The following is a 20,066-nucleotide window of genomic DNA, read 5'->3' on the forward strand; positions in this document are numbered from 1 at the left end:
CAGGGATAAAGGAACGGGTTATGTATATAGAGGCCTTTATCTCCTGGTGCTTTTCGCGGCGCAGCCTGATTTTTTTCTTTACCTTCCTGATCATGATATTGGGCGTTGTTTCCTGGAAGCATATTCCCATAGAAGCCTATCCGGATCTGGGGCCTGTCACTGTGCAGGTTACGACGCAGATGCCCGGCCTGGCTGCCGAAGAAATGGAACAACAGGTCACAATGCCTGTAGAGCGGGCTCTGGCCAGTGTGCCGAATGTGACAGAAAGCCGGTCAACCAGCACATTTGGACTGTCTCTGGTGACGCTGGTTTTCAAGGATGGGACAGATATTTATCTGGCCCGGCAGCAGGTTCTGGCTGAACTTTCGGGGCTTGATCTGACCAATGGCGGTCAGCCCGCTCTTGGGCCGGTATCGGGACCGAGCGGTGAGATCTATCGCTACACCCTTGAGTCAGATGATCGTGACCTCATGGAGCTGTCAGATGTCCAGAAATGGATCGTCATTCCAGCTCTCAAACAGGTGCCCGGCGTTGTTAATATTGATAATTTCGGCGGCTTTACGCGTGAATATCAGCTTGTAATCGATCCGAATGCGCTGATTCGTTACAGCGTCAGTCTTGCAGACGTCATGAATGCTGTCAAAAACAGCAACGCCAATGCAGGGGGCGGCCGTGTCACGCGTGGTGAGCAATCTTATATTATTCGCGGGGTCGGCCTGATTCATTCCCTTGAGGATATGAACGAAATTGTCGTTTCCCACCATAATGGCGTGCCGGTTCTGCTCAGACAGTTGGGCCATATTGAATTTGGCTCGCAGGTGCGCGAAGGGCTTCTGGGTAAAAATGGCAATCCTGATACATTGGAAGGGGTCGTTACCGCTCTGCGAGGCAGCAATCCTTCCCAGGTTCTTGATGCCCTGCATGAAAAGATCGAGAAGCTGCAAAAGCGCCTGGCACCGCTCCATATGCGGATTGTCCCTTATCTTGATCGCGATAATCTGATTCACGCTACGACGGAAAAAGTCGGAGAGACCATGACGGAGGGGATTGGCCTCGTTCTGATCATTCTGACGTTTTTCCTGGGTTCCCCCCGTTGTGCAGCCGTTACCGCCATTACAATTCCTTTCGCTCTGGCCGTTGCGTTCATTCTTATGAAAGCATGCGGTATGGCCGCCAATCTGTTTTCGCTCGGTGCCATTGATTTCGGCGTCATCGTGGACGGGGCGATTGTGATTACGGAGGTTATTTTACGTCTAAGGGAGGATGATCCGGACCAGCCTCTTGATAGCCATGTCGTGCTTTCAGTTACGCGGCGTGCGGGACGCGCGATCTTTGCGGCAACCATGATTATTATTCTGGCCTATAGCCCGCTTTTTGCCTTTGATGGAATGGAAGGGAAGCTCTTTCATCCCATGGCCTTTACAGTGAGTTTTGCCCTGATCGGGGCGTTGCTCTGTGCTCTGGCTCTGACCCCTACCCTGACTTTTCTGGCGCTTCGTTCCCCGCATCATGTCTGGCATAATGCACCGCTTGAGTGGCTGATCAGACATTATAAAAATGGCCTTTCCTATTTTCTGAAATATCCTCTCATTCCTTTTGTCGGTGCGGCGATTGCTCTTGTTCTGGTGGTGATTCTGGGAGCTTCTGTCGGGCAGGAATTTCTCCCGGACCTTGATGAGGGAGCCCTGTGGGTGCAGGTGCAGATGCCAACGGCTATTTCATTGGAAAAAGGGCAGGAAATCGCTAATGAATTGCGCCGTGCTGTCCGGGAATTCCCCGAAACGTCTTATGCCATCACCCAGCTTGGCCGTTCCGATGATGGAACGGACCCCTGGACACCGTCGCATGTAGAAATGCCCGTTGGGCTGACACCTTATAAAAACTGGCCGAAGGGAGAGGGGAAGGAAGAGTTTGTTGAAAAACTTCGCCAGAGATTAAACCAGATTCCAGGAATTGAGTTTTCGATCAGTCAGCCTATTCAGGATAGTATTGAAGATTCGATCGGAGGGGCCCACAGCCCGCTTGTTCTGCGCGTTTATGGTGATGATTTTAATGAATTGCGCCGTATCGGACAGCAGATTGTGGGCATACTCTGGCAGGTTCCGGGTACAGTGCAGGCTTCCCTGTTCCAGGAGCCACGGATTCCTCAGATTGAAGTGCAGGCTGACCGTAAAAAAGCAGCCCGTTACGGAATCAGCGTTTCAGATATTTCAGATATTGTTTCCAATGCGATTGGTGATGCCCCTTTGACGACGATTGTCAAAGCCGGTCGGGAATATAATGCAACCCTGCATGTTGCCCATAAACATCTTGATAACTTGCAGGATATGGGTCAGATCCCTCTGATCACTCCTGATGGTTCAGCCATTCCCCTTTCAGAGGTGGCGGCTATCCGTTTCCAGATGGGGGAAAGCAATATCAGCCATGAAGGCGGGGAAAGAGAGCTGACAATTCAGGTCGATAACGGGGAAAGACCGATGTCGCAATATCTGGCAGATGCCCAGAAGTGTATTGATGCTGCCGTGCATTTCGATCCCCAGAATTATCGTCTGGAATGGGCCGGGTCATTCAAACAGGCCGAACATGCAAAAGTGCGCCTGACCATCGCTCTGTCCGTCATGTTCTCCGTCATGTTGGGTCTTTTATATATTGAATTCAGAAAGATCAGGCAGGCACTGCTGATTCTGGGTGTTGTGCCTCTGGCAACATTAGGCGGGCTGGTTGCGCTCCATTTGCGTCATGAAACCTTGAATATTGCAACAGCTGTCGGGTTCATTGCTCTTTTCGGGGTAGCGATTCAGAATGGTATTATCATGATTTCCAGCATCAACCGTCACAGACATGAGGGTCACGACGTTTTCCATGCGACTGTGATTGGTGCGTCTGAGCGTTTCCGTCCTGTATTAATGACAGCAACCGTGGCCAGTGTGGGGATGTTGCCAGCCGCCATTGCGACAGGTGTCGGAACGGATGTTCAGCGCGGTCTGGCAACTGTCGTTGTCGGGGGGCTGGGAATTGCAACGCTTCTGACCCTGTTTATTCTTCCCGTTTCCTTTTACCGTCTGGAGAGCTGGATCGATAAACGTTCAGCCCGTTCAGCGTCCAAGGCAGGTGTGTGATGAGCTTCCGCGCGAGATACACCGCCTCTTCCTTTCTGGCGCCGTTTTTATGTATCGCTTTATGTAGCTGCGTTATCGGGCCTAAAGGAAAGATCCCCGCTCTCCCAGCTCACACGGGTTACCAGTCTGAACCACTGAAACAGACCGCCGGGCATGATAGCAGGGATTCAGCTCTGCGCCGTCAGGATATTGTGCAGGGGCTGGATATTCCGGGCCGCTGGTGGGAGGTTTTCCGTAATCCTGCCTTAAATCAGCTTGTGGAACAGGCTTTGGCCCATAGTCATGACCTGAAAGCCATGCAGGAAGGGCTGAAAATGGCATGGGAGCAGCGCCGCGTTGAAGGAGCGGCCTTGTATCCCACTATTTCGGCACAGTTTATCCCGTCACGCAACAAGACGTCCAAAGCACTTTCCAATGTGCCCTATGCCAATGAGTGGCTTTATAACCTTCATACAGCTCAGCTCAATATCGGGTACGTTCCTGACTTGTGGGGCGGTGAGAGACAGGCCATCCGGGCCGCTGCGGCACAGGCGAATGTCCAGCGTTTTCAACTTGAGGCAACGGCTCTGACGCTTATTGCCAATATCGTCAATGGCGCTATTACAGAAGCAAGTTTCAGAGCCCAGATAGACGCAACGAACGCCCTGATTGCCCAACAGAAAGAGTCTCTCTCCATTGCTGAAAAGCAGCAGGCTCTGGGAGATCAGGCACGTTTGAACACTGTGCTGCAACAAAATAGTGTTGCTCAATTGGAAGCGACGCTGCCTCCTCTGGAACGTGATCTTGCCCAGACGAGGACGCAGCTGGCTGTGCTGGCAGGGATGACCCCGAATCAGGAAGTGCCTGTCTTTACGCTCGACCAGTTTACCCTGCCTGCGCAAATGCCCCTGACTTTGCCGTCAGCCTTATTGGAACAACGGCCAGATATAAGAGCCGCGCAGGAACAGATCCATGCCGCGGCGGCCCAGGTTGGCATTGCGATTGCAAACCGCCTTCCCAATGTTCAGCTCAGTGCGGTCCCGGGGCAGGTTGTGGGACATATGAGCCAGATGTTCAAGGGCGGCTATGGTAACTGGGATATGATGGCGACAATTACCCAGCCGATCTTTCAAGGGGGATCACTTCTTCACGCCCAACGGGCTGCCCGAAAGCAGCTTCATCAGGCAACGGAAATGTATCAATCAACTGTTTTAAGTGCCGTGGGAGATGTCGCTGACAGTCTGCACGCTCTGCAATATGACAGTGAAACGCTTCTGGCTCAGGAAAAAGCTCTGGAGAGTGCGCAGAAAGTCCTTAATATAGCGCGCGCACGAAAAAGGTTCGGAGATATCAGCCAGCTCGATCTCATAACGGCACAAGCCAATGTGGCACAGAGCCAGCTCTCTTTCGTTCAGGCAAAGGCCGTTCGGTTTTCAGATAGTGTCGGCTTGTTTCAGTCGCTCGGCGGCGGTTGGTGGCACCGTAATGACCTCGGTCTGCCACCTGAAGAAGCAAAAAGACTGTCTACAACCCTTGTCCCCTGGTAGGGACAAGGCTGAAAGCCAGTCTATTCATAAAGATCTATTCGTAAATATCGAGCGTCCATTTATCGTTCTCGGGGCGGGCAAGAACGGGGACGGCATTTGGAAGCCGGACATTGGCAGGCAGCCTCATAGAGGAACGAAGCGCCCGGAAAACGCCTCCATGAGCCACAATAAGGGGCGTTCCCTCTTCAGAAAGCGCCTTATTAACCGCTTTTACAGCGCGTTCCCGGAGTTTTGAGAAGGATTCAGCGCCTTCGGGTGTAAATTGCTCAGCAATCCAGGGGTCGTACCAGTCTCCCATAGGCTGGCCTTCCTGCACACCAAAACAGACCTCAATGATGCCTTCTTCGGTCCTGACAGGGAGCTCAGGCCCTCCAACGTCCATAATAGCCCGTTTCACGTAATCAGCTGTAACAGAGGCACGGCTGAGCGGAGAGGTGACAATATGGGTAAAAGGGACAGGGAGCGCATTATTGCGGACGTATTTCGCAAATAAGGCACCCGCTGCTTCTGCCTGCGCGCGGCCAATTTCATTTAATGACACGTCTGTGCGACCTTGTGACAGATTGGCGGCATTCCAGTCAGTCTGTCCATGGCGTAAAAACCAGTAAGGCCGTGTTATGAGGCGTGTCATTATAACTTCCTTTCTTGCTGTAGAAGTTTCGACTGCTTTTAATCAAACAGGGACGAGACAGAGCTTTCATCAGCCACCGCTCTGATGGCTCTGGCAATAAGCTCTGCGGTTGAAACCTGTCTGATATTCTGTGTTGCAGCCTGTTCAGGCGTTGCAGGAATACTGTCTGTAATGGTCAGCATTTTGATCGGACTGTTCATGACACGGGTGCAGGCATTATTGGTCAGAACACCATGTGTGACATAGGCTTCCACACCGGCAGCCCCATGTTTCATCAAAGCCTCGGCAGCATTGCACAATGAGCCGCCACTATCAATGATATCGTCAACGAGAATGCAATAACGGTCCTTGACGTCACCAATGACATTCATAACCTCTGAAACACCGGCACGTTCGCGGCGTTTATCAATAATTGCCAGATCAACATTCAGGCGCCGGGCAAGCTGACGGGCCCTGATAACGCCGCCCACATCAGGGGAGACAATCATCAGGTCTTCCTTATGGCGTTCCGGATGGCGGGCGAGAATATCGCGCACAAAAAGCGGAGCGGCATATAGATTATCGGTCGGGATATCAAAAAAGCCCTGAATCTGCATGGCGTGCAGGTCCATGGTCAGGATGCGGTTGGCGCCTGCTTCAGTCAGAAGATTGGCCACAAGCTTGGCGCTGATCGGTGTTCTCGGCCCTGATTTCCGGTCCTGACGGGCATAACCGAAATAAGGCATGACCGCTGTAATCCGTCGTGCTGATCCACGGCGCAGCGCATCGAGAACGATCAATAATTCCATAAGATGGTCATTGGTCGGCATGCATGTGCTCTGGATCACGAACATATCTTCGCCACGCACATTTTCCTGTATCTCGACGAAGACTTCACCATCAGCAAACCTACGGATCAGGGTTTTGCATAAAGGGAGGTCAAGCTCCTCAGCTACGGCTGTAGCCAAAGGAAGATTACTGTTACAGGCAACGATTTTCATAAGGCAGGAAATCTCACAGGAGAGGCAAAATGTCAGACACGTTCTTTTTACCATCATGACAGCCATCTGTCATGGTCCTTGACCTGTTAAGAAACTACTTCTTTGATTTTATATCTGGTGATGGTTTCATATCACGGCCGGAATAATTGGTGATGATGGTTCTGACCGCTCCAGCCGCCTCGTGAGCGGCAGCGTCAGCCACGTCTCCCCACGGCCCGTCAAGCGAATGGGCAGAAACGGCATGGAGCTGAGTTGCGGCACCCGCTTCCTCACCTTTGCCTGACAGAACGTGCCAGATAATAGTAACCTGTTGTTCTTTTACATTCTTTTCAGGAGGTTTGGGAGGAATATCCTTGAGCTGTACCTGACAGATTACTTTAAAATCAGCATGTTCTGGCGTTGTCTGGACGTTATTGCGTCCATCCGGCAGAGAGGCGTAAAAAGCGCGTGCAAGCGATATATTGCCGTCTCCCGGCGCGCCCTGCACACCGGCAAAATAGATTTTAGCCTGACGGTTCATTAGGCTGTGAGGGTCCCCCTGCATGTTTTTAGCCTGAATGGCGGTGAGAAGGCGCGCAATATCGGGGGCGATTTCCAGCGCAACGGTATTAAGGGCGTCAGGGTCGGCGGCTTTCCAGCCTGCCTGGTCTATAACGGACCCATATCCTTTGGCCCGTTCCTTCCCGGTTGAATCATAGAGTTTGTAATAGGGTTTAATCCCGTTATCCACTTTTTGGGCGCCCAGCCTTACCCACCAGTCTCCCGGTTTGGGGGGCTGATCGACAGCAGGAAGAGACTGATTGACCAGAGCCGTCACCACATCTCTGGTCCAGAGTTCTGCCCCGTGTCGCCATGGGGCTTTCGGAGGCACCATAACCGGGACCGCAAGGCGAGGAGGGGGCAGATTTTGCAGAGCCAGGCGCTGGGATTCACCCCCTCTCTGGGCGAAAGGGTGCGTTACATCCAGGCAGCCTGTGAGTGTCAGTAAGGATAAACAGGCACAGAATGTAGGATAAAAGCGCTTCATCAGGGGGGACAGGACCTTTCAGAAAGGGGAGTCATGAACGGTCATTACTGACGGATCAGAACGTAGGAAATGGTGATATCAAGGTCAAAATGGTCTCCCGTCATATCGGGTGGGACAGGAGGCAGGTGCGCACTCTGGAACATGCCAACAGTGGCAGCATCCAGAGCATAGGAACCGGATTGATCGGTCAGACGCACTGATTTGACGCGGCCTGTTCTGTCGAGCACGACATGAACAGAAGAAGAACCATCTTCACCGTTTTCTGCCGCATCTTCAGGGTAGAACATATGGGCACGCACCCAGCGGTCAATTTCTGATCCGTAATCAGAACTGACACCCTTAATGCGGTTACGTGTCTTATAGGGGGCGTTGATCTGCCCGTTCTGGCTAAGAGGCCCTAAGGAGAAATTAACGGGCCCCCGGCTTCCCCCCCGGTGACCATGATGTCTTGCCGGAGGAGATGGCTCACCACTGAAAGAAAGGTCCATGGGGTGCGAAAAAGGCGTGACGTGCTGTCTCTGACGTTGTGGAACCGGTTTTCTGGAAACCGGGTTGCGGTGACTGGATTTTGGAGTTGCAGGAGTCAGAGGCTGGTCGAGCTGTGGCGCCTGGGCAAGGTCCGCTGAAGAAGCGATCGGAGCCGGAGTGGAGGAAGGCGTTTTGGGGGTGGGAACAACCGGTTCGGGGGCTGTTTCCTGCTTCACGGGAGGGGCTTCGGCCGCGGGTGATTCGCTCCCGGGGTCATGAATTTGCGGCCCCTGCATGCTGTGTTTGCTGGGAGGGGCATCAAAGACCATTTCCACCTGAGGCTGGTTGGCATCATCAGGATTGCCATGAAGAGTCGGAGTTTTATAAAAAATCAGGACCAGAAGCGTGAGATGAAATAAGACAGACAGGCAGGATGGAACGACCAGGGGGGATTCTGCAATCGTTTCCGGGCGTAACATTGGTGAGGGCGTTGCATAATGCTGCGCTGGCAATGCACAATAGGCGCCTAACCTGGCACGATCATGAGGGGCTGTCGTGTCAGAAACCGTCACGAACGTCGTACTCGCAAGATAAGGTCAGGGGGCAGAACAGAGATGCAATCATGTCCCTTCTCTTGTGCCTCATAATAGGTCAGACTGTCACCATAGATTGTGGAAATAAACGGCAAAGTTTTATTACAGAACGTTCAGAAAGAGGTGTTTCATGCTTCATTTGCCTCGATCTTTTCTGGAAGATCCTGATATCAGTGCTTTTGCCAGATCAACAGGTCCCTGTAATCTCTTCAGGGAAGGGAATTCAAGCCTTGCAGCCAGCCATTACAGAGAGCCTTATGAGGCGCTTGTCCACGCGGTTATCGGGCAGCACCTTCATAGTAATGCTGTAAAGAAAATATTTGAACGCTTCTGTGCTCTTAATAAAACAGCCAGGAGTGATCAGCAGGGAATAGCGCATCCGCCAGATGCGGAAACGCTTCTGGCGACCGATCATGATACCTTGAAACAATGCGGCATGTCAGATGGGAAAATACGGGCCCTGAAAGGACTGGCTGAAGCTCAGTCACAAGGGCGCCTGCCAAACGCAGAGCAGGCTGAAAAACTTGATGATGAGACTCTGATAAAAGAGCTGACGGCTCTTTACGGGATCGGGCGCTGGACGGTTGAGATGTTTCTGATTTTTGGCCTTCACAGGCCTGATGTCTTTCCAGCTGATGATTTTGGCATCAGGGAAGGATGGCGGCTTATTAAAAAATTACCGCAGAAGCCTACTCCGGCGGCTCTTTATAAAAGTACGGAGGTTTTTTCCCCTCACCGGACATTATTAACGTGCTATTGCTGGCAGGCTAAAGAGCTTGGTACGGGGCAGAAGGGCGTTTAAAGTGATATTTTTAACGAAGTCTCTCTTGACCTTGCTCCAAGAGAATCGCACATAATGCAGCTTTCTGATGAGCAGAGGGAGCTGAGGCCTGTTTGTCTCAGCGGAAACCATCCCTGAAACTGCCCTGAATTATAAGGACTTTCATGCCTAAAGAAGATCTGATCGAGTTTACCGGAACGGTTACAGAGCTCCTGCCCAATGCCATGTTTCGTGTAACATTGGATAATGAACACACCATTTTAGCGCATACAAGCGGCAAGATGCGTAAAAACCGCATTCGTGTGCTGGCTGGGGACAGGGTCAATGTGGAAATGACTCCTTATGACCTCAGTAAAGGGCGTATTACGTTCCGCTTTAAATAATAATTAAAGTGACGCAGAACTCTGTCATCATGGCTGAGGCCCAGCAGAAAAGACCTCTGCTTATTCTGGCTTCAGCGTCTCCCCGTCGTCTTGCTCTTCTGGCACAGATCGGGATTGAGCCTGACCGTGTCATACCGGCTGATCTTGACGAAACACCTCGTAAGGGCGAGTTACCGCGTTTTTACGCTCGTCGTCTTGCCTATGAAAAAGCAGCTCATATCGCCAGCCAGTGCGATGAACCGGCTTTTATCCTCGGAGCGGATACTGTTGTCGCTGCAGGGCGGCGTATTCTTGAAAAGACTGAGGATGAGACGGTAGCCAGACGCCATCTGGAGCTTTTGTCAGGCCGTCGCCATCGTGTTTTTACGTCCGTTGTCCTGTTTCCTAGTGCTGGTTTGCCGGCAAGCAAAGCGGTTGAACGTACGGTTGAGAGTTATGTGACGTTTGCACGTCTGACCTCTGATCATATAGACGCCCTCATTGCGCAGGGTGATTGGCGGGGCAAAGCAGGGAGTTACGCTCTTCAGGGAGCGGCTGCTTCCCATATAAGACAGATGGGTGGAAGCCCGTCAGCGGTTATTGGTCTCCCTCTTTTCGAAACGGCCCAGCTTTTAAGAGGGCGGATGGCTCTGTCCATACCCTGAAACAGGTTGTTGATACGGTTTCTGAAGGTCTCTTGATGGATATTCTGCTTTCAGGTTCTCCAGGAGAGCTGCGATTCACTCTTATAGAGGAAGGTGAAATCCTCGATATTGCTTTGTGGCACCCGGGCCGGCCCGATGGGTGGGGTGATCACTACAGGGCGCGCGTGCTTTCCATAACGCCTTCTTTTGAAGGAGTGTTTGTCCAGCTTGATAACCAGTTAACTGGTTTTCTGACAACGAAGAAAACACTTCATGAAGGGCAGCTTGTTAAAGCGCAGATTATTCGCTCAGCACAAAATGGCAAAGGGCCGCGGCTAAAATTGCTGGATGAAACTGTGGGAGAAAACGCAGCGTCCATCGGGCTTTTGCAGGAAGGCCCTCACCCGTTGGAAGACCTTCTGGCTCAGGCGTCCCATGCCATGATCTGTTATGAAGATGTGTCTCTGGCCGCGCAGTTACCGGCGAAATATCACGACCGCCTTAAACGTCTTGGGCATGAAACCTTTGCTTTTCTGGATGAGGAATGGGCTGCTCTTCTTGACTCAACAATCCGTGTGGGGCCTCTGACAGCGCATATCACGGTCACTCCTGCCCTGACGGCCATTGATTTTGACGCGTCTTCCAGTCCTGATTTTATGGCTAATATAGAGGCATTCAAAGCTCTTTTAAGGCAGATCCGTCTTAGAAATCTTTCCGGCACACTGGTCATTGATCCAGCGGGACTTCGCATGAAAAAGAGAGCCGCTCTGGTTCCTTTTTTTGAGCGTGCCCTACAAAATGAGAAAGACCCTCTTGGTCCCAGATTGTTGGGAGTGACGAATTCCGGCCTGATTGAGATGACACGGCCAAGGCAGCGCCCCCCTGTTCAGGAAATTTTTGCCTCTCCTTACGGCCAGGGGATTTCTATATTGCGTTGTATTTTAAAAGAGAATCTGAAAGGGACGACCCTTCACGCTCCTGCTCCCATTATCATGGCGCTTGATTCAAATTCAGAAATGCTTAAATCCTTCGAAAAAGAATGGGGCAGTAAGTTGCGCCTTTCTATCTGCCCGCCCCATAAGAACCGTTCCTGGAGCCTTTCCTGATGTGCCCCCTTTGCAAAGAAGTTACTGAATCGAAGTTTCGCCCTTTCTGTTCTCAGAAATGCGCTGACATTGATTTGAAAAGATGGAGTGCCGGGCGTTATTTTGCCCCTTTCATCCATGCTGAAGACCCCCGTATCAGTGATTTTTCCCTCGGTGGTCTCGAGATATTTGGAAAAGAATAAGAAATAGCTTTGCAAGAGGCTTGATCAGTTACGTTTCATAGGGTAAATCACTCCAAGTCGTAAGCAAGTTGGTCTTACGCACGGTGCCCAAGTAGCTCAGTTGGTAGAGCATGCGACTGAAAATCGCAGTGTCGGTGGTTCGATCCCGCCCTTGGGCACCATTTATTTTTCATTTCAAAAAATAAATCCGGGTTTTGCAGAAACGAATAGGTCTCTTTACCTTTAATTCTGCGATTTATATGTAAAATCTTCCAAAGAAAAAGAAAGAATGTTCCCTGTTTCACTGACGTAAGGAGCGTAAATCTCATGCCAGCATCTTTGCCTTCGCTTGAATTTCGAAATGGGTCGTCTGTTCCTGTTCTTGGAATGGGCACATGGAATATGGGCGATGAACCAGCCAGGCGTCAGAGTGAAATAGAGGCCCTGAATTATGGCCTTGATGCCGGATTGCGGGTGATTGATACGGCTGAAATGTACGGAAATGGCCGTTCGGAAATGCTGGTGGGAGAGGCGATTGCCGGCAGGCGCGAGCAGGTTTTTCTTACCAGTAAAGTGTTGCCCTCTCATGCTTCCTATAATGAAACGCTGAGAGCCTGCGAGCGGACGCTACGCCACCTGAAGACAGATTATCTTGATTTATATCTCTTGCATTGGCGTGGCTCGGTGGCTTTGAGTGAGACGATTCGGGCTTTTGAAACTCTGAAGGAACAGGGTTTGATCAGGGCCTGGGGTGTTTCCAATTTTGATTGTGACGATATGGAGGAACTCGAGCAGATAAGTCATGACTGCCAGACGAATCAGGTTTTATATAATCTGGAATATCGGGGCATAGAGCATGATCTGCTTGCTTTCGATCAGGCGCGGAAAATCGTCACGACGGCCTATTCACCCATAGGTCAGGGCGGAGAGCTGTTGCGTCACCCGGTTTTGCGCCATATTGCCGCTCGGCATCATACAAATATCGGTCCTGCGACGCCGGCCATGGTGGCACTTGCCTGGGTTCTGAGGCAGGGAAATATGCTGGCTATTCCCAAAGCGAGCACAATTGAGCACCAGAAGCAGAATATGGCCGCTCTAGAGATTACCCTGAGTGAAACGGACCGCGATGAGCTGAATCGTGCTTTTCCAGCGCCCTCGGCCAAGGTCCCTTTGGCGATGATCTGAAGTCCAGGTTCAATCGGCCTTCAGGGCGGTGATAAAGGGTACTGAAAAAGCCATTAATATTTTTTTAATGGTTAGAAAAACCTTGCAAAAAACCTGAAAAGACGTTAGCAAGCACTCCTTCCTTAGCCCTGAAGCATTCGAGCTTCGTTGGCTGTCTACTGGTTTGGGGGTACGTGATGAACGCACTTGCTCAACTGGGGATGGTATCGGGTTTCCCGAGAGATATCCAGAATATTAGCACTGTCCACGCTGATGATGAGCGCAAGGACTATTTTATAACTCGTGATGGCGAAAGCTTTGCGGGCAATCATCTTCTTATCGATTTTTGGGATGCCAAGAATCTTGATAATCCCAAGAAGATTGATGAGACATTGCGCAGAGCCGCAGAGGCTGCTGGCGCAACGATCCTGCATGGTCATTTCCATCATTTTACACCGAATGGCGGTGTATCAGGGGTGTTGGTGCTGGCTGAAAGCCACATCTCAATTCACACCTGGCCTGAGCGTCATTTCGCGGCAATTGACGTCTTCATGTGTGGCGTCTGTGACCCGAATCTGACGATTCCTGTCATGCAGGAACTGTTCCAGGCAGGGCGCGTAGAGGTTGATGCGTTGCGACGTGGTCGTGTGACCAGACAGTCTCAGAGAGCAGGCTGATTTTAACCCTTTGAGGTTTTTCTGATCAGGCCGGAATTCTGTGCTGATAGTGATATCAGGCAGGATTCTGGCCTGTTATCGTCAGTGTAAGTAAATAAAGAGAAAGCAGAATAATGGCGGATATCTGGCTTAATGAAGACCTTTACCCAAATTGGGGACAGCGCTTTCAGGTGACACGTGAGCTGGCTCACGTAAAATCTCCTTTTCAGGATATTGTTGTTTTCGAAAGCCAGAGCCATGGCCGTGTTCTGGTTCTTGATGGCGTGATTCAGATCACAGAGCGTGATGAGTTCGTCTATCAGGAAATGCTGGCGCACGTGCCACTTCTGATGCACCCTAAAGCCGAAAACGTCTTGATTATCGGCGCTGGGGATGGTGGTGTCCTGCGTCGTGTCCTCCAGCATAAGACCGTTAAGAAGGTCGTTATGGTTGAGATCGATGGCGAAGTGGTCTCCCTTTCAAAGAAATATCTCCCCAATATTGCCGGCAATGCCTGGGAAGACCCCAGAGCAGACGTGATTATCGGTGATGGAATCGATTACGTTGCCAAAGCCGCTGATGGGTCTTTTGACGTGATCATCGTCGATAGCACGGACCCGATCGGCGTTGGTGAAGTTCTCTTCTCTGATGATTTCTATAAAAATTGCGCACGCGTTCTGTCTGATGAAGGGGTGATCGTCAATCAATGCGGTGTTCCGTTCATGCAGGCTGATGAATTGCGTGAGACGAGCCTTCGTCGTGCCAAATTCTTTCCGCACGTAACAGCCTATGTTGCGGCTGTGCCGACCTATGTTGGTGGTTTCATGACATTGGGTATGGCCAAAAAAGGCAGCAAGCCGCAATCATTGGACATTGAGCAGATCAGAAGCCGTGCTGAAGCTGCCGGAATCGGACCTGATTGCCGTTATTGGACGCCTGAAATCCAATGGAGCGCTTTCCAGCTTCCTCCTTATATTTCAGAAAATCTTCCTGTTTCCCAAGGTTAAGGACCTCACTTTATGCGTCGCATGACCATCGCTGATATTCAGAAGATGAAAGCAGAGTCCAGGCCGATCACGATGGTGACGGTTTATGATTATGCCTCAGCTTTGATTGCCGAAAAGGCGGGTGTTCCCATGTTGCTGGTTGGGGATTCTCTGGCAATGGTCATGCACGGCCATGATACGACGCTGCCTCTGACGGTGGAGGAAATTCTGCTCCATGCGAAAATGGTGCGCCGGGGAAGCCAGCAGGCGCTCATCGTCGTGGATATGCCTTTCCTCAGCTACGCAACCGAGCAGGATGCCGTCAATGCGGCGCGGTTGCTCATGCAACAGGGGGGCGGCCAGGCGCTGAAGCTGGAAGGTGGAGCAGAAATTATTCCTGTTATCCGCCGCCTGACCGAGATGGGTGTGCCTGTGATGGGGCATCTGGGCCTGACGCCACAATCACAGCATCAGATCGGGTTGCGCGTGCAGGCGCGTGATGAACAAAGTGCCCGGAAATTGATTCAGGATGCTTTGGCGATCGAAAAAGCAGGGGCTTTTGCTCTGGTTCTGGAAGTGGTTCCCGCTGAGCTTGCTGCTCTGGTGTCACGTCTTGTCTCTATCCCTGTTATCGGCATTGGGGCCGGGGCCGGATGCGATGGTCAGGTGCAGGTCTGGCATGATGTGATGGGCCTTTTTGAGGGGAAATCCCCCCGCCATGCCAAACGTTTTGCAGAGATCGGGGCGCAGATGACGCAGGCCCTCAGTCTCTATAAGGCGGAAGTGGAGGCGAGGTCTTTTCCCACAAAGGCTCAAAGTGCCTCTATGGATAAAGAAATTCTTGCCTCTCTGGAGAAAGAATTCCCCTGATTTTTTAAGGGAAAACCCTTTTAAACCGAATGATTTATTTTTTCTCGATCTGCCAGAAAAGAGATTGTCAGTCAGAGGGTAAACTGGCAATCTATGGTAAATCGTTACGGGAGAGATCATTTCGGATTTCTGCCTGAAAATCAGATAGAAATGACGCCGAAGGAGCAACCACCCCGGAAACTCTCAGGCAGAAGAACCATAGCGATTATGAATTCTGGAGAGTGGTGTCAAAACACCCGCCGACGGGATAATGATCTCAGGCAAAAGGACAGAAGGGGTAATGCGACAATGCACTTCCGCATTGGGGCATTGTGACCTCTTTTTTCCAGGGCCGTTAGTGATGTCTGAGTCTCTTCTCCGAACCCCCCTTTATAATCTGCACCTTGCTTTGGGTGCCAAGATGGTTCCCTTTGCCGGTTATGAAATGCCTGTTCAATACCCTGCCGGGGTGATGGAAGAGCATAAACATACGCGTGAAAAAGCGGGCCTGTTTGATGTCTCTCATATGGGGCAGCTGCGCCTTAAGGCGAAAAAAGGCGGCGTTGAAGGGGCGTTAGTCGCTTTCGAACGCCTTGTGCCAATGGATTATATCGGCCTCGCAGAGGGGCGCCAGCGTTATGCCCTTTTAACAAATGAGCAGGGCGGTATCCGTGATGATCTCATGGTGGCACGCCAGAAAGATGATCTGTTCATCGTTGTTAATGCGGCCTGCAAGGATGAAGATGCCTCTTATATCGAAGAGGCACTGGCTGATGAATGTAGCGTAACGCGTCAGTTTGACCGTGCTCTGCTCGCACTTCAGGGGCCTGAAGCTGTGAACGTTATGAGCCAGTTCTTCCCTGAAGCGGCCTCCATGCGTTTCATGGATTGTATTGAAACCACCTATAACGGCCACGTCGTCACGCTGTCACGTTCAGGCTATACAGGCGAAGATGGATATGAAATCGGCCTGCCTGCTGAATTGGCCGAAGATTTTGCGAAGGCCCTTCTGGCGCACCCGGACGTCAAACCTGTCGGGTTGGGGGCACGTGATTCCCTGCGTCTGGAAGCAGGGTTGTGCCTGTATGGAAACGATATTGACACCACAACAACCCCTGTTGAAGCCTCTTTAAGCTGGGCGATCCAGAAATCCCGCCGTCCCGGTGGCTCACGTGAGGGTGGTTATCCCGGGGCTGAGCGCATTGGTCAGCAATTGCAGAATGGAACGGAACGCCTCCGCGTGGGCTTGCAGCCTGAAGGTCGTGCGCCGGTTCGTGCAGGTGTTGAGTTATTTGCTGATGAAGCCGCCCAGACAAAAATTGGCGTGGTGACATCAGGTGGTTTTGGCCCTACATACGGCGCTCCTGTGGCGATGGGTTATGTACAGACTGCTTTTGCCAAGCCTGAGACAAAATTATTCGCCTCTCTCCGTGGGAAAATTGTGCCTGTAACGGTCAAGGCGATGCCTTTTGTTCCCGCAGGTTTTAAACGTTAATCAGAAAAGGTTGCTCCAAATGACAACATATTACACAGAAACACATGAATGGGTCCGCGTTGAAGGTGACGTCGCGGTTGTTGGTATTACAGCTCACGCCGCTGAAGAGCTGGGTGAACTGGTCTTTGCTGAAGGCAAGGATAACGGCACAGTCGTTTCTGTTGGCGATGCAGTGGCTGTTGTTGAGTCCGTCAAGGCAGCGTCTGACATCTATGCGCCATTGAGCGGAACCATCACAGAATTCAACACCCAGCTTTCTGATGATCCGACCCTGATCAATAAAGAACCTGAAGGACTGGGCTGGATTGTAAAGCTCGAGATCTCCAATAAGGACGAGCTCTCAAAATTGCTGTCTGCTGAACAGTACGCTGCCCTTTAATTTTTAAACTGTGCCTTGTTAACTTTTTTTGCTGGTAGATTTACATGACCCTGAACTGGCCCGAGCAGAAAGCTCTTTTTAGTCAACGCCATATTGGCCCCCGCGAGCGGGACCAGAAGGCTATGCTCCATAGTCTGGGTTTTGAGTCCATGGCGGCACTCATGGATAAAGTCATACCAGCCTCCATCCGTCCTTCTGCCCCTTCGCAAGAGGCACAGGGCGGCATTGGAGCGCCTTTGAGTGAGCTGGAAACACTCCAGAAGCTCAAACAGATGGCCGATAAAAACAGGGTCATGGTTTCCATGATCGGGCAGGGTTATTACGATACCTTCCTGCCTCCGGTCATTTTACGCAACGTCCTTGAAAATCCTGCCTGGTACACAGCTTATACGCCTTACCAGCCTGAAATCAGTCAGGGGCGTCTCGAAGTGCTTCTCAACTTCCAGACACTGGTGACAGAGCTGACCGGTCTGGATATCGCGAACGCTTCCCTGCTGGATGAAGCGACAGCCTGTGCTGAAGCGATGGCCATGGCACGCCGGACCAGCAAATCAAAAACGCAGGCTTTCTTTGTCGATCAGGACACCCATCCCCAGATCATTGCCGTCATGCAGACAAGAGCCAAACCGCAGGGCTGGACGCTGATCATCGGTAATCCAGAGACAGATCTGAAAGCCGATGAGGTTTTTGGTGGTCTGTTCTCTTATCCCGGTTCATCGGGACGTGTTCAGAATCCGCAACCTTATATTGATGCTCTTCATCAGGTTGGCAGCATTGCCTGTCTGACCTGCGATCCACTGGCTCTGATGCTGCTGAAATCTCCTGGTGCTTTAGGGGCTGACATTGCTGTCGGGTCCATGCAGCGTTTCGGTACCCCAATGGGCAATGGTGGTCCTCATGCTGCGTTCATGGCAACGAAGGATGCTCATAAACGCCATATGCCCGGTCGTATTGTCGGGATTTCACGTGATAGCCATGGGCAGATGGCCTATCGCCTGTCTCTGCAAACACGTGAGCAGCATATCCGCCGCGAGAAAGCGACGTCCAATATCTGCACGGCGCAGGCACTTCCTGCCATGATTTCAACGTTCTATGCGCTTTATCATGGTCCGAAAGGGCTGACGGATATCGCAGAACGTGTCCATAGCTACGCGCAGATTCTGGCTGCCGGGCTGAAAGCATTGGGTGTTTCTGTCGTAACAGAGGCCTATTTCGATACAATTACCGTCCATGTCGGTGCGAAAGCTGCTGACATCCTCCAGTCAGCGCAGGAAAACGGCATTAATGTGCGCAACAAGGGTGAAGGGCTGATCGGTCTTTCATGTGACGAGCTGACAACGCCGGACATCATCAAGACGTTGTGGCGTGTATTCGGGGCTGATGAAAATCAGCTGAAACAGTTTGAACAGGGTCTTTCTGTTCCTGAAACAGTATCATCTGATCTGAAACGGGATGGGACCGCCTTAACACATCCAATTTTTGAGGCTTATCATTCCGAGACGGAAATGATGCGCTATCTGCGCCGCCTTGCTGATAAAGATCTGGCATTGGATCGCAGCATGATCCCTCTGGGCTCATGCACCATGAAGCTCAATCCGACCACGGCGATGGAACCGATTACCTGGCCGGAATTTGCAAGGATTCATCCTTTTGCCCCAGCTGGTCAGAAAGAAGGGTATGCTGCGCTTTTTGACATGCTGGAGAAAGCTCTCTGCCATATTTCCGGCTATGATGCGGTCTCTCTTCAGCCCAATTCCGGCGCGCAGGGTGAGTTTGCCGGGTTGATGGCGATCCGTGCTTATCATGAAGCGCGTGGTGATAAAGAGCGCTCAATCTGTCTGATTCCGGCTTCAGCGCACGGGACGAACCCGGCCTCTGCTCAGATGGCGGGAATGAGTGTCGTTGTTGTTGCCTGTGATGACGCCGGTAATGTGGATGTTGATGACCTCAAGGTGAAGCTTGACCGTCACGTCGGTCATGTTGCCGCGATTATGATCACCTATCCTTCAACCCACGGTGTTTTTGAGGAACGGATTACGGAAATCTGTGATCTGGTGCATCAGGCTGGCGGACAGGTTTATCTTGACGGCGCAAATATGAATGCGCAGGTCGGTCTGGCACGCCCCGGCCTCTATGGTTCAGATGTCTCACACTTCAATCTGCACAAGACTTTCTGTATCCCGCATGGCGGGGGTGGTCCTGGCATGGGACCGATTGGTGTGAGAGCTCACCTGGCACCTTATCTGCCTTCTGTCTCCGTTTCTGAAAAGGTTGAGCTTATTTCTGCCGCTCCTTATGGGTCTGCGTCCGTATTGCCAATCTCCCTTGCCTATATCCTGATGATGGGTGATGAAGGTCTGCGTCAGGCGTCTGAACTGGCTATTCTGAACGCCAATTATATCGCCAGACGTCTGGAAGGCGCTTATGAAGTGTTGTTCCGTGGTGCTCAGGGGCTGACAGCGCATGAATGCATCCTTGATATGCGTCCTTTCAAGGATACGCTCGGGGTCACAATTGATGATTTTGCCAAGCGTCTCATTGATTATGGGTTCCATGCACCGACCGTCAGTTTCCCGGTTCCTGGCACATTGATGATTGAGCCGACAGAGTCTGAAAATCTGGCAGAGCTTGACCGCTTCTGTGAGGCCATGTTGGCAATCCGCGCGGAAATTACTGCCATTGAGGAAAAGCGTATCACGATTGATGAGAGTCCTTTGCGTTATGCGCCTCATACAGCGCGTGACCTCGTATCAGACTGGCAGCGTCCTTATAGTCGCGAGGAGGGTGCGTTCCCCAAAGCTCTGTCAGGTGAGAAATACTGGGCACCGGTCGGTCGTATCGATAATGCCTGGGGAGACCGTAACCTGGTCTGCACATGCCCTGATATGAGCAGCTATACCGAAGAGCTGAAAGGCTGAATTTTTAAAGCCGTTACAGCTTTGGACCTATTTTATGAGCTGTCTGGCAATGCCAGACAGCTCATATATGTTTAAAGATGATTTTGTGTTTTACTTGTGGTGAAGTGAGGGTAAAGCCGGGTTCGTAAGATAAAAAAATACTAATTTTTCAAGAACATATTTTATTATAAAAAATATTACTTGCCGTTTATTTGTAATGATAAAAATTTATAATCGGTCTA

The 20,066-nt window shown here is 51.3% G+C and carries 18 protein-coding genes, 1 tRNA gene and 1 riboswitch; of the genes, 15 read left to right on the forward strand and 4 right to left on the reverse strand.

Annotated elements, in window-relative coordinates; genetic code table 11:
• Window positions 1-20 precede the first annotated feature (20 nt).
• Window positions 21-3,119: an efflux RND transporter permease subunit gene (locus ACSYSY_RS09175; protein ID WP_491707256.1), complete on the forward strand. Its 3,099-nt coding sequence runs from the start codon at window positions 21-23 to the stop codon at window positions 3,117-3,119.
• Window positions 3,119-4,645, forward strand: a complete 1,527-nt coding sequence (locus ACSYSY_RS09180; RefSeq protein ID WP_491707257.1) for an efflux transporter outer membrane subunit — start codon at window positions 3,119-3,121, stop codon at window positions 4,643-4,645. The genes ACSYSY_RS09175 and ACSYSY_RS09180 overlap by 1 nt, the downstream gene beginning before the upstream one ends.
• A 34-nt stretch (window positions 4,646-4,679) precedes the next feature.
• On the opposite strand, the gene ACSYSY_RS09185 is transcribed toward ACSYSY_RS09180, so the two are convergent.
• From ACSYSY_RS09185 to ACSYSY_RS09200, 4 genes are all read right to left on the reverse strand, one after another.
• Window positions 4,680-5,276: a histidine phosphatase family protein gene (locus tag ACSYSY_RS09185; protein ID WP_491707258.1), complete on the reverse strand. Its 597-nt coding sequence runs from the start codon at window positions 5,274-5,276 to the stop codon at window positions 4,680-4,682.
• 38 nt (window positions 5,277-5,314) lie between these two features.
• The gene (locus ACSYSY_RS09190) at window positions 5,315-6,256 is read right to left on the reverse strand and encodes a ribose-phosphate pyrophosphokinase (protein WP_491707259.1); all 942 of its coding nucleotides are present in this window, start codon (window positions 6,254-6,256) and stop codon (window positions 5,315-5,317) included.
• A gap of 94 nt (window positions 6,257-6,350) precedes the next feature.
• Window positions 6,351-7,283: a hypothetical protein gene (locus ACSYSY_RS09195; protein ID WP_491707260.1), complete on the reverse strand. Its 933-nt coding sequence runs from the start codon at window positions 7,281-7,283 to the stop codon at window positions 6,351-6,353.
• Between the two features lie 44 nt (window positions 7,284-7,327).
• Window positions 7,328-8,323 (reverse strand): energy transducer TonB, encoded by a 996-nt coding sequence (locus tag ACSYSY_RS09200; RefSeq protein ID WP_491707261.1) that lies wholly within the window; start codon window positions 8,321-8,323, stop codon window positions 7,328-7,330.
• Between the two features lie 151 nt (window positions 8,324-8,474).
• Between ACSYSY_RS09200 and ACSYSY_RS09205 the strand changes: the two genes are divergently transcribed.
• From ACSYSY_RS09205 to gcvP, 13 genes are all read left to right on the forward strand, one after another.
• On the forward strand, window positions 8,475-9,146 hold the full coding sequence (locus tag ACSYSY_RS09205) for a DNA-3-methyladenine glycosylase family protein (protein WP_491707262.1): 672 nt from the start codon (window positions 8,475-8,477) through the stop codon (window positions 9,144-9,146).
• Window positions 9,147-9,289: 143 nt separating this feature from the next.
• Window positions 9,290-9,508: a translation initiation factor IF-1 gene (infA, locus tag ACSYSY_RS09210; RefSeq protein ID WP_043559458.1), complete on the forward strand. Its 219-nt coding sequence runs from the start codon at window positions 9,290-9,292 to the stop codon at window positions 9,506-9,508.
• Between the two features lie 29 nt (window positions 9,509-9,537).
• Window positions 9,538-10,152, forward strand: a complete 615-nt coding sequence (locus ACSYSY_RS09215) for a Maf family protein (protein ID WP_491708269.1) — start codon at window positions 9,538-9,540, stop codon at window positions 10,150-10,152.
• A 35-nt stretch (window positions 10,153-10,187) separates the two neighbouring features.
• The gene (locus tag ACSYSY_RS09220) at window positions 10,188-11,237 is read left to right on the forward strand and encodes a ribonuclease E/G (RefSeq protein WP_491707263.1); all 1,050 of its coding nucleotides are present in this window, start codon (window positions 10,188-10,190) and stop codon (window positions 11,235-11,237) included.
• Window positions 11,237-11,419, forward strand: coding sequence for a DNA gyrase inhibitor YacG (gene yacG, locus ACSYSY_RS09225; RefSeq protein ID WP_491707264.1), 183 nt, complete (start codon window positions 11,237-11,239; stop codon window positions 11,417-11,419). Before ACSYSY_RS09220 ends, yacG begins: the two co-directional genes overlap by 1 nt.
• Before the next feature lie 85 nt (window positions 11,420-11,504).
• Window positions 11,505-11,580: transfer RNA gene (locus ACSYSY_RS09230), tRNA-Phe, on the forward strand.
• A gap of 145 nt (window positions 11,581-11,725) precedes the next feature.
• A complete protein-coding gene (locus ACSYSY_RS09235; protein WP_491707265.1) occupies window positions 11,726-12,583 on the forward strand; it encodes an aldo/keto reductase in 858 nt (285 codons plus the stop codon).
• 176 nt (window positions 12,584-12,759) lie between these two features.
• Window positions 12,760-13,239, forward strand: coding sequence for an adenosylmethionine decarboxylase (gene speD, locus ACSYSY_RS09240; RefSeq protein ID WP_491707266.1), 480 nt, complete (start codon window positions 12,760-12,762; stop codon window positions 13,237-13,239).
• A 113-nt stretch (window positions 13,240-13,352) separates the two neighbouring features.
• Window positions 13,353-14,225 carry a polyamine aminopropyltransferase gene (gene speE / locus ACSYSY_RS09245; RefSeq protein WP_491707267.1) on the forward strand — a complete coding sequence of 291 codons (873 nt, stop codon included), beginning with the start codon at window positions 13,353-13,355 and terminating at the stop codon, window positions 14,223-14,225.
• A gap of 12 nt (window positions 14,226-14,237) precedes the next feature.
• Entirely contained in the window at window positions 14,238-15,074 is an 837-nt protein-coding gene (gene panB, locus ACSYSY_RS09250; RefSeq protein WP_491707268.1) for a 3-methyl-2-oxobutanoate hydroxymethyltransferase, read from the forward strand.
• A gap of 97 nt (window positions 15,075-15,171) precedes the next feature.
• A riboswitch (glycine riboswitch) is annotated at window positions 15,172-15,283 on the forward strand.
• 131 nt (window positions 15,284-15,414) lie between these two features.
• Window positions 15,415-16,548 carry a glycine cleavage system aminomethyltransferase GcvT gene (gcvT, locus tag ACSYSY_RS09255; protein WP_491707269.1) on the forward strand — a complete coding sequence of 378 codons (1,134 nt, stop codon included), beginning with the start codon at window positions 15,415-15,417 and terminating at the stop codon, window positions 16,546-16,548.
• Between the two features lie 19 nt (window positions 16,549-16,567).
• Entirely contained in the window at window positions 16,568-16,927 is a 360-nt protein-coding gene (gene gcvH / locus ACSYSY_RS09260; protein WP_491707270.1) for a glycine cleavage system protein GcvH, read from the forward strand.
• 44 nt (window positions 16,928-16,971) lie between these two features.
• Window positions 16,972-19,845 (forward strand): aminomethyl-transferring glycine dehydrogenase, encoded by a 2,874-nt coding sequence (gcvP, locus tag ACSYSY_RS09265; protein ID WP_491707271.1) that lies wholly within the window; start codon window positions 16,972-16,974, stop codon window positions 19,843-19,845.
• Window positions 19,846-20,066 lie beyond the last annotated feature (221 nt).

It is taken from the genome of Aristophania sp. ESL1100 (assembly GCF_058511235.1).

What these genes read in the sequence shown, in the direction of transcription:
- ACSYSY_RS09195 (WP_491707260.1), bottom strand. Translation starts at nt 7,283, where the DNA reads ATGAAGCGCTTTTATCCTACATTCTGTGCCTGTTTATCCTTACTGACA.
- ACSYSY_RS09185 (WP_491707258.1), bottom strand. Translation starts at nt 5,276, where the DNA reads ATGACACGCCTCATAACACGGCCTTACTGGTTTTTACGCCATGGACAG.
- gcvT (WP_491707269.1), top strand. Translation starts at nt 15,415, where the DNA reads ATGTCTGAGTCTCTTCTCCGAACCCCCCTTTATAATCTGCACCTTGCT.
- speE (WP_491707267.1), top strand. Translation starts at nt 13,353, where the DNA reads ATGGCGGATATCTGGCTTAATGAAGACCTTTACCCAAATTGGGGACAG.
- ACSYSY_RS09220 (WP_491707263.1), top strand. Translation starts at nt 10,188, where the DNA reads ATGGATATTCTGCTTTCAGGTTCTCCAGGAGAGCTGCGATTCACTCTT.
- speD (WP_491707266.1), top strand. Translation starts at nt 12,760, where the DNA reads ATGAACGCACTTGCTCAACTGGGGATGGTATCGGGTTTCCCGAGAGAT.
- ACSYSY_RS09180 (WP_491707257.1), top strand. Translation starts at nt 3,119, where the DNA reads ATGAGCTTCCGCGCGAGATACACCGCCTCTTCCTTTCTGGCGCCGTTT.
- ACSYSY_RS09235 (WP_491707265.1), top strand. Translation starts at nt 11,726, where the DNA reads ATGCCAGCATCTTTGCCTTCGCTTGAATTTCGAAATGGGTCGTCTGTT.
- ACSYSY_RS09175 (WP_491707256.1), top strand. Translation starts at nt 21, where the DNA reads ATGTATATAGAGGCCTTTATCTCCTGGTGCTTTTCGCGGCGCAGCCTG.
- infA (WP_043559458.1), top strand. Translation starts at nt 9,290, where the DNA reads ATGCCTAAAGAAGATCTGATCGAGTTTACCGGAACGGTTACAGAGCTC.
- ACSYSY_RS09190 (WP_491707259.1), bottom strand. Translation starts at nt 6,256, where the DNA reads ATGAAAATCGTTGCCTGTAACAGTAATCTTCCTTTGGCTACAGCCGTA.
- ACSYSY_RS09215 (WP_491708269.1), top strand. Translation starts at nt 9,538, where the DNA reads ATGGCTGAGGCCCAGCAGAAAAGACCTCTGCTTATTCTGGCTTCAGCG.
- gcvH (WP_491707270.1), top strand. Translation starts at nt 16,568, where the DNA reads ATGACAACATATTACACAGAAACACATGAATGGGTCCGCGTTGAAGGT.
- panB (WP_491707268.1), top strand. Translation starts at nt 14,238, where the DNA reads ATGCGTCGCATGACCATCGCTGATATTCAGAAGATGAAAGCAGAGTCC.
- ACSYSY_RS09205 (WP_491707262.1), top strand. Translation starts at nt 8,475, where the DNA reads ATGCTTCATTTGCCTCGATCTTTTCTGGAAGATCCTGATATCAGTGCT.
- yacG (WP_491707264.1), top strand. Translation starts at nt 11,237, where the DNA reads ATGTGCCCCCTTTGCAAAGAAGTTACTGAATCGAAGTTTCGCCCTTTC.
- gcvP (WP_491707271.1), top strand. Translation starts at nt 16,972, where the DNA reads ATGACCCTGAACTGGCCCGAGCAGAAAGCTCTTTTTAGTCAACGCCAT.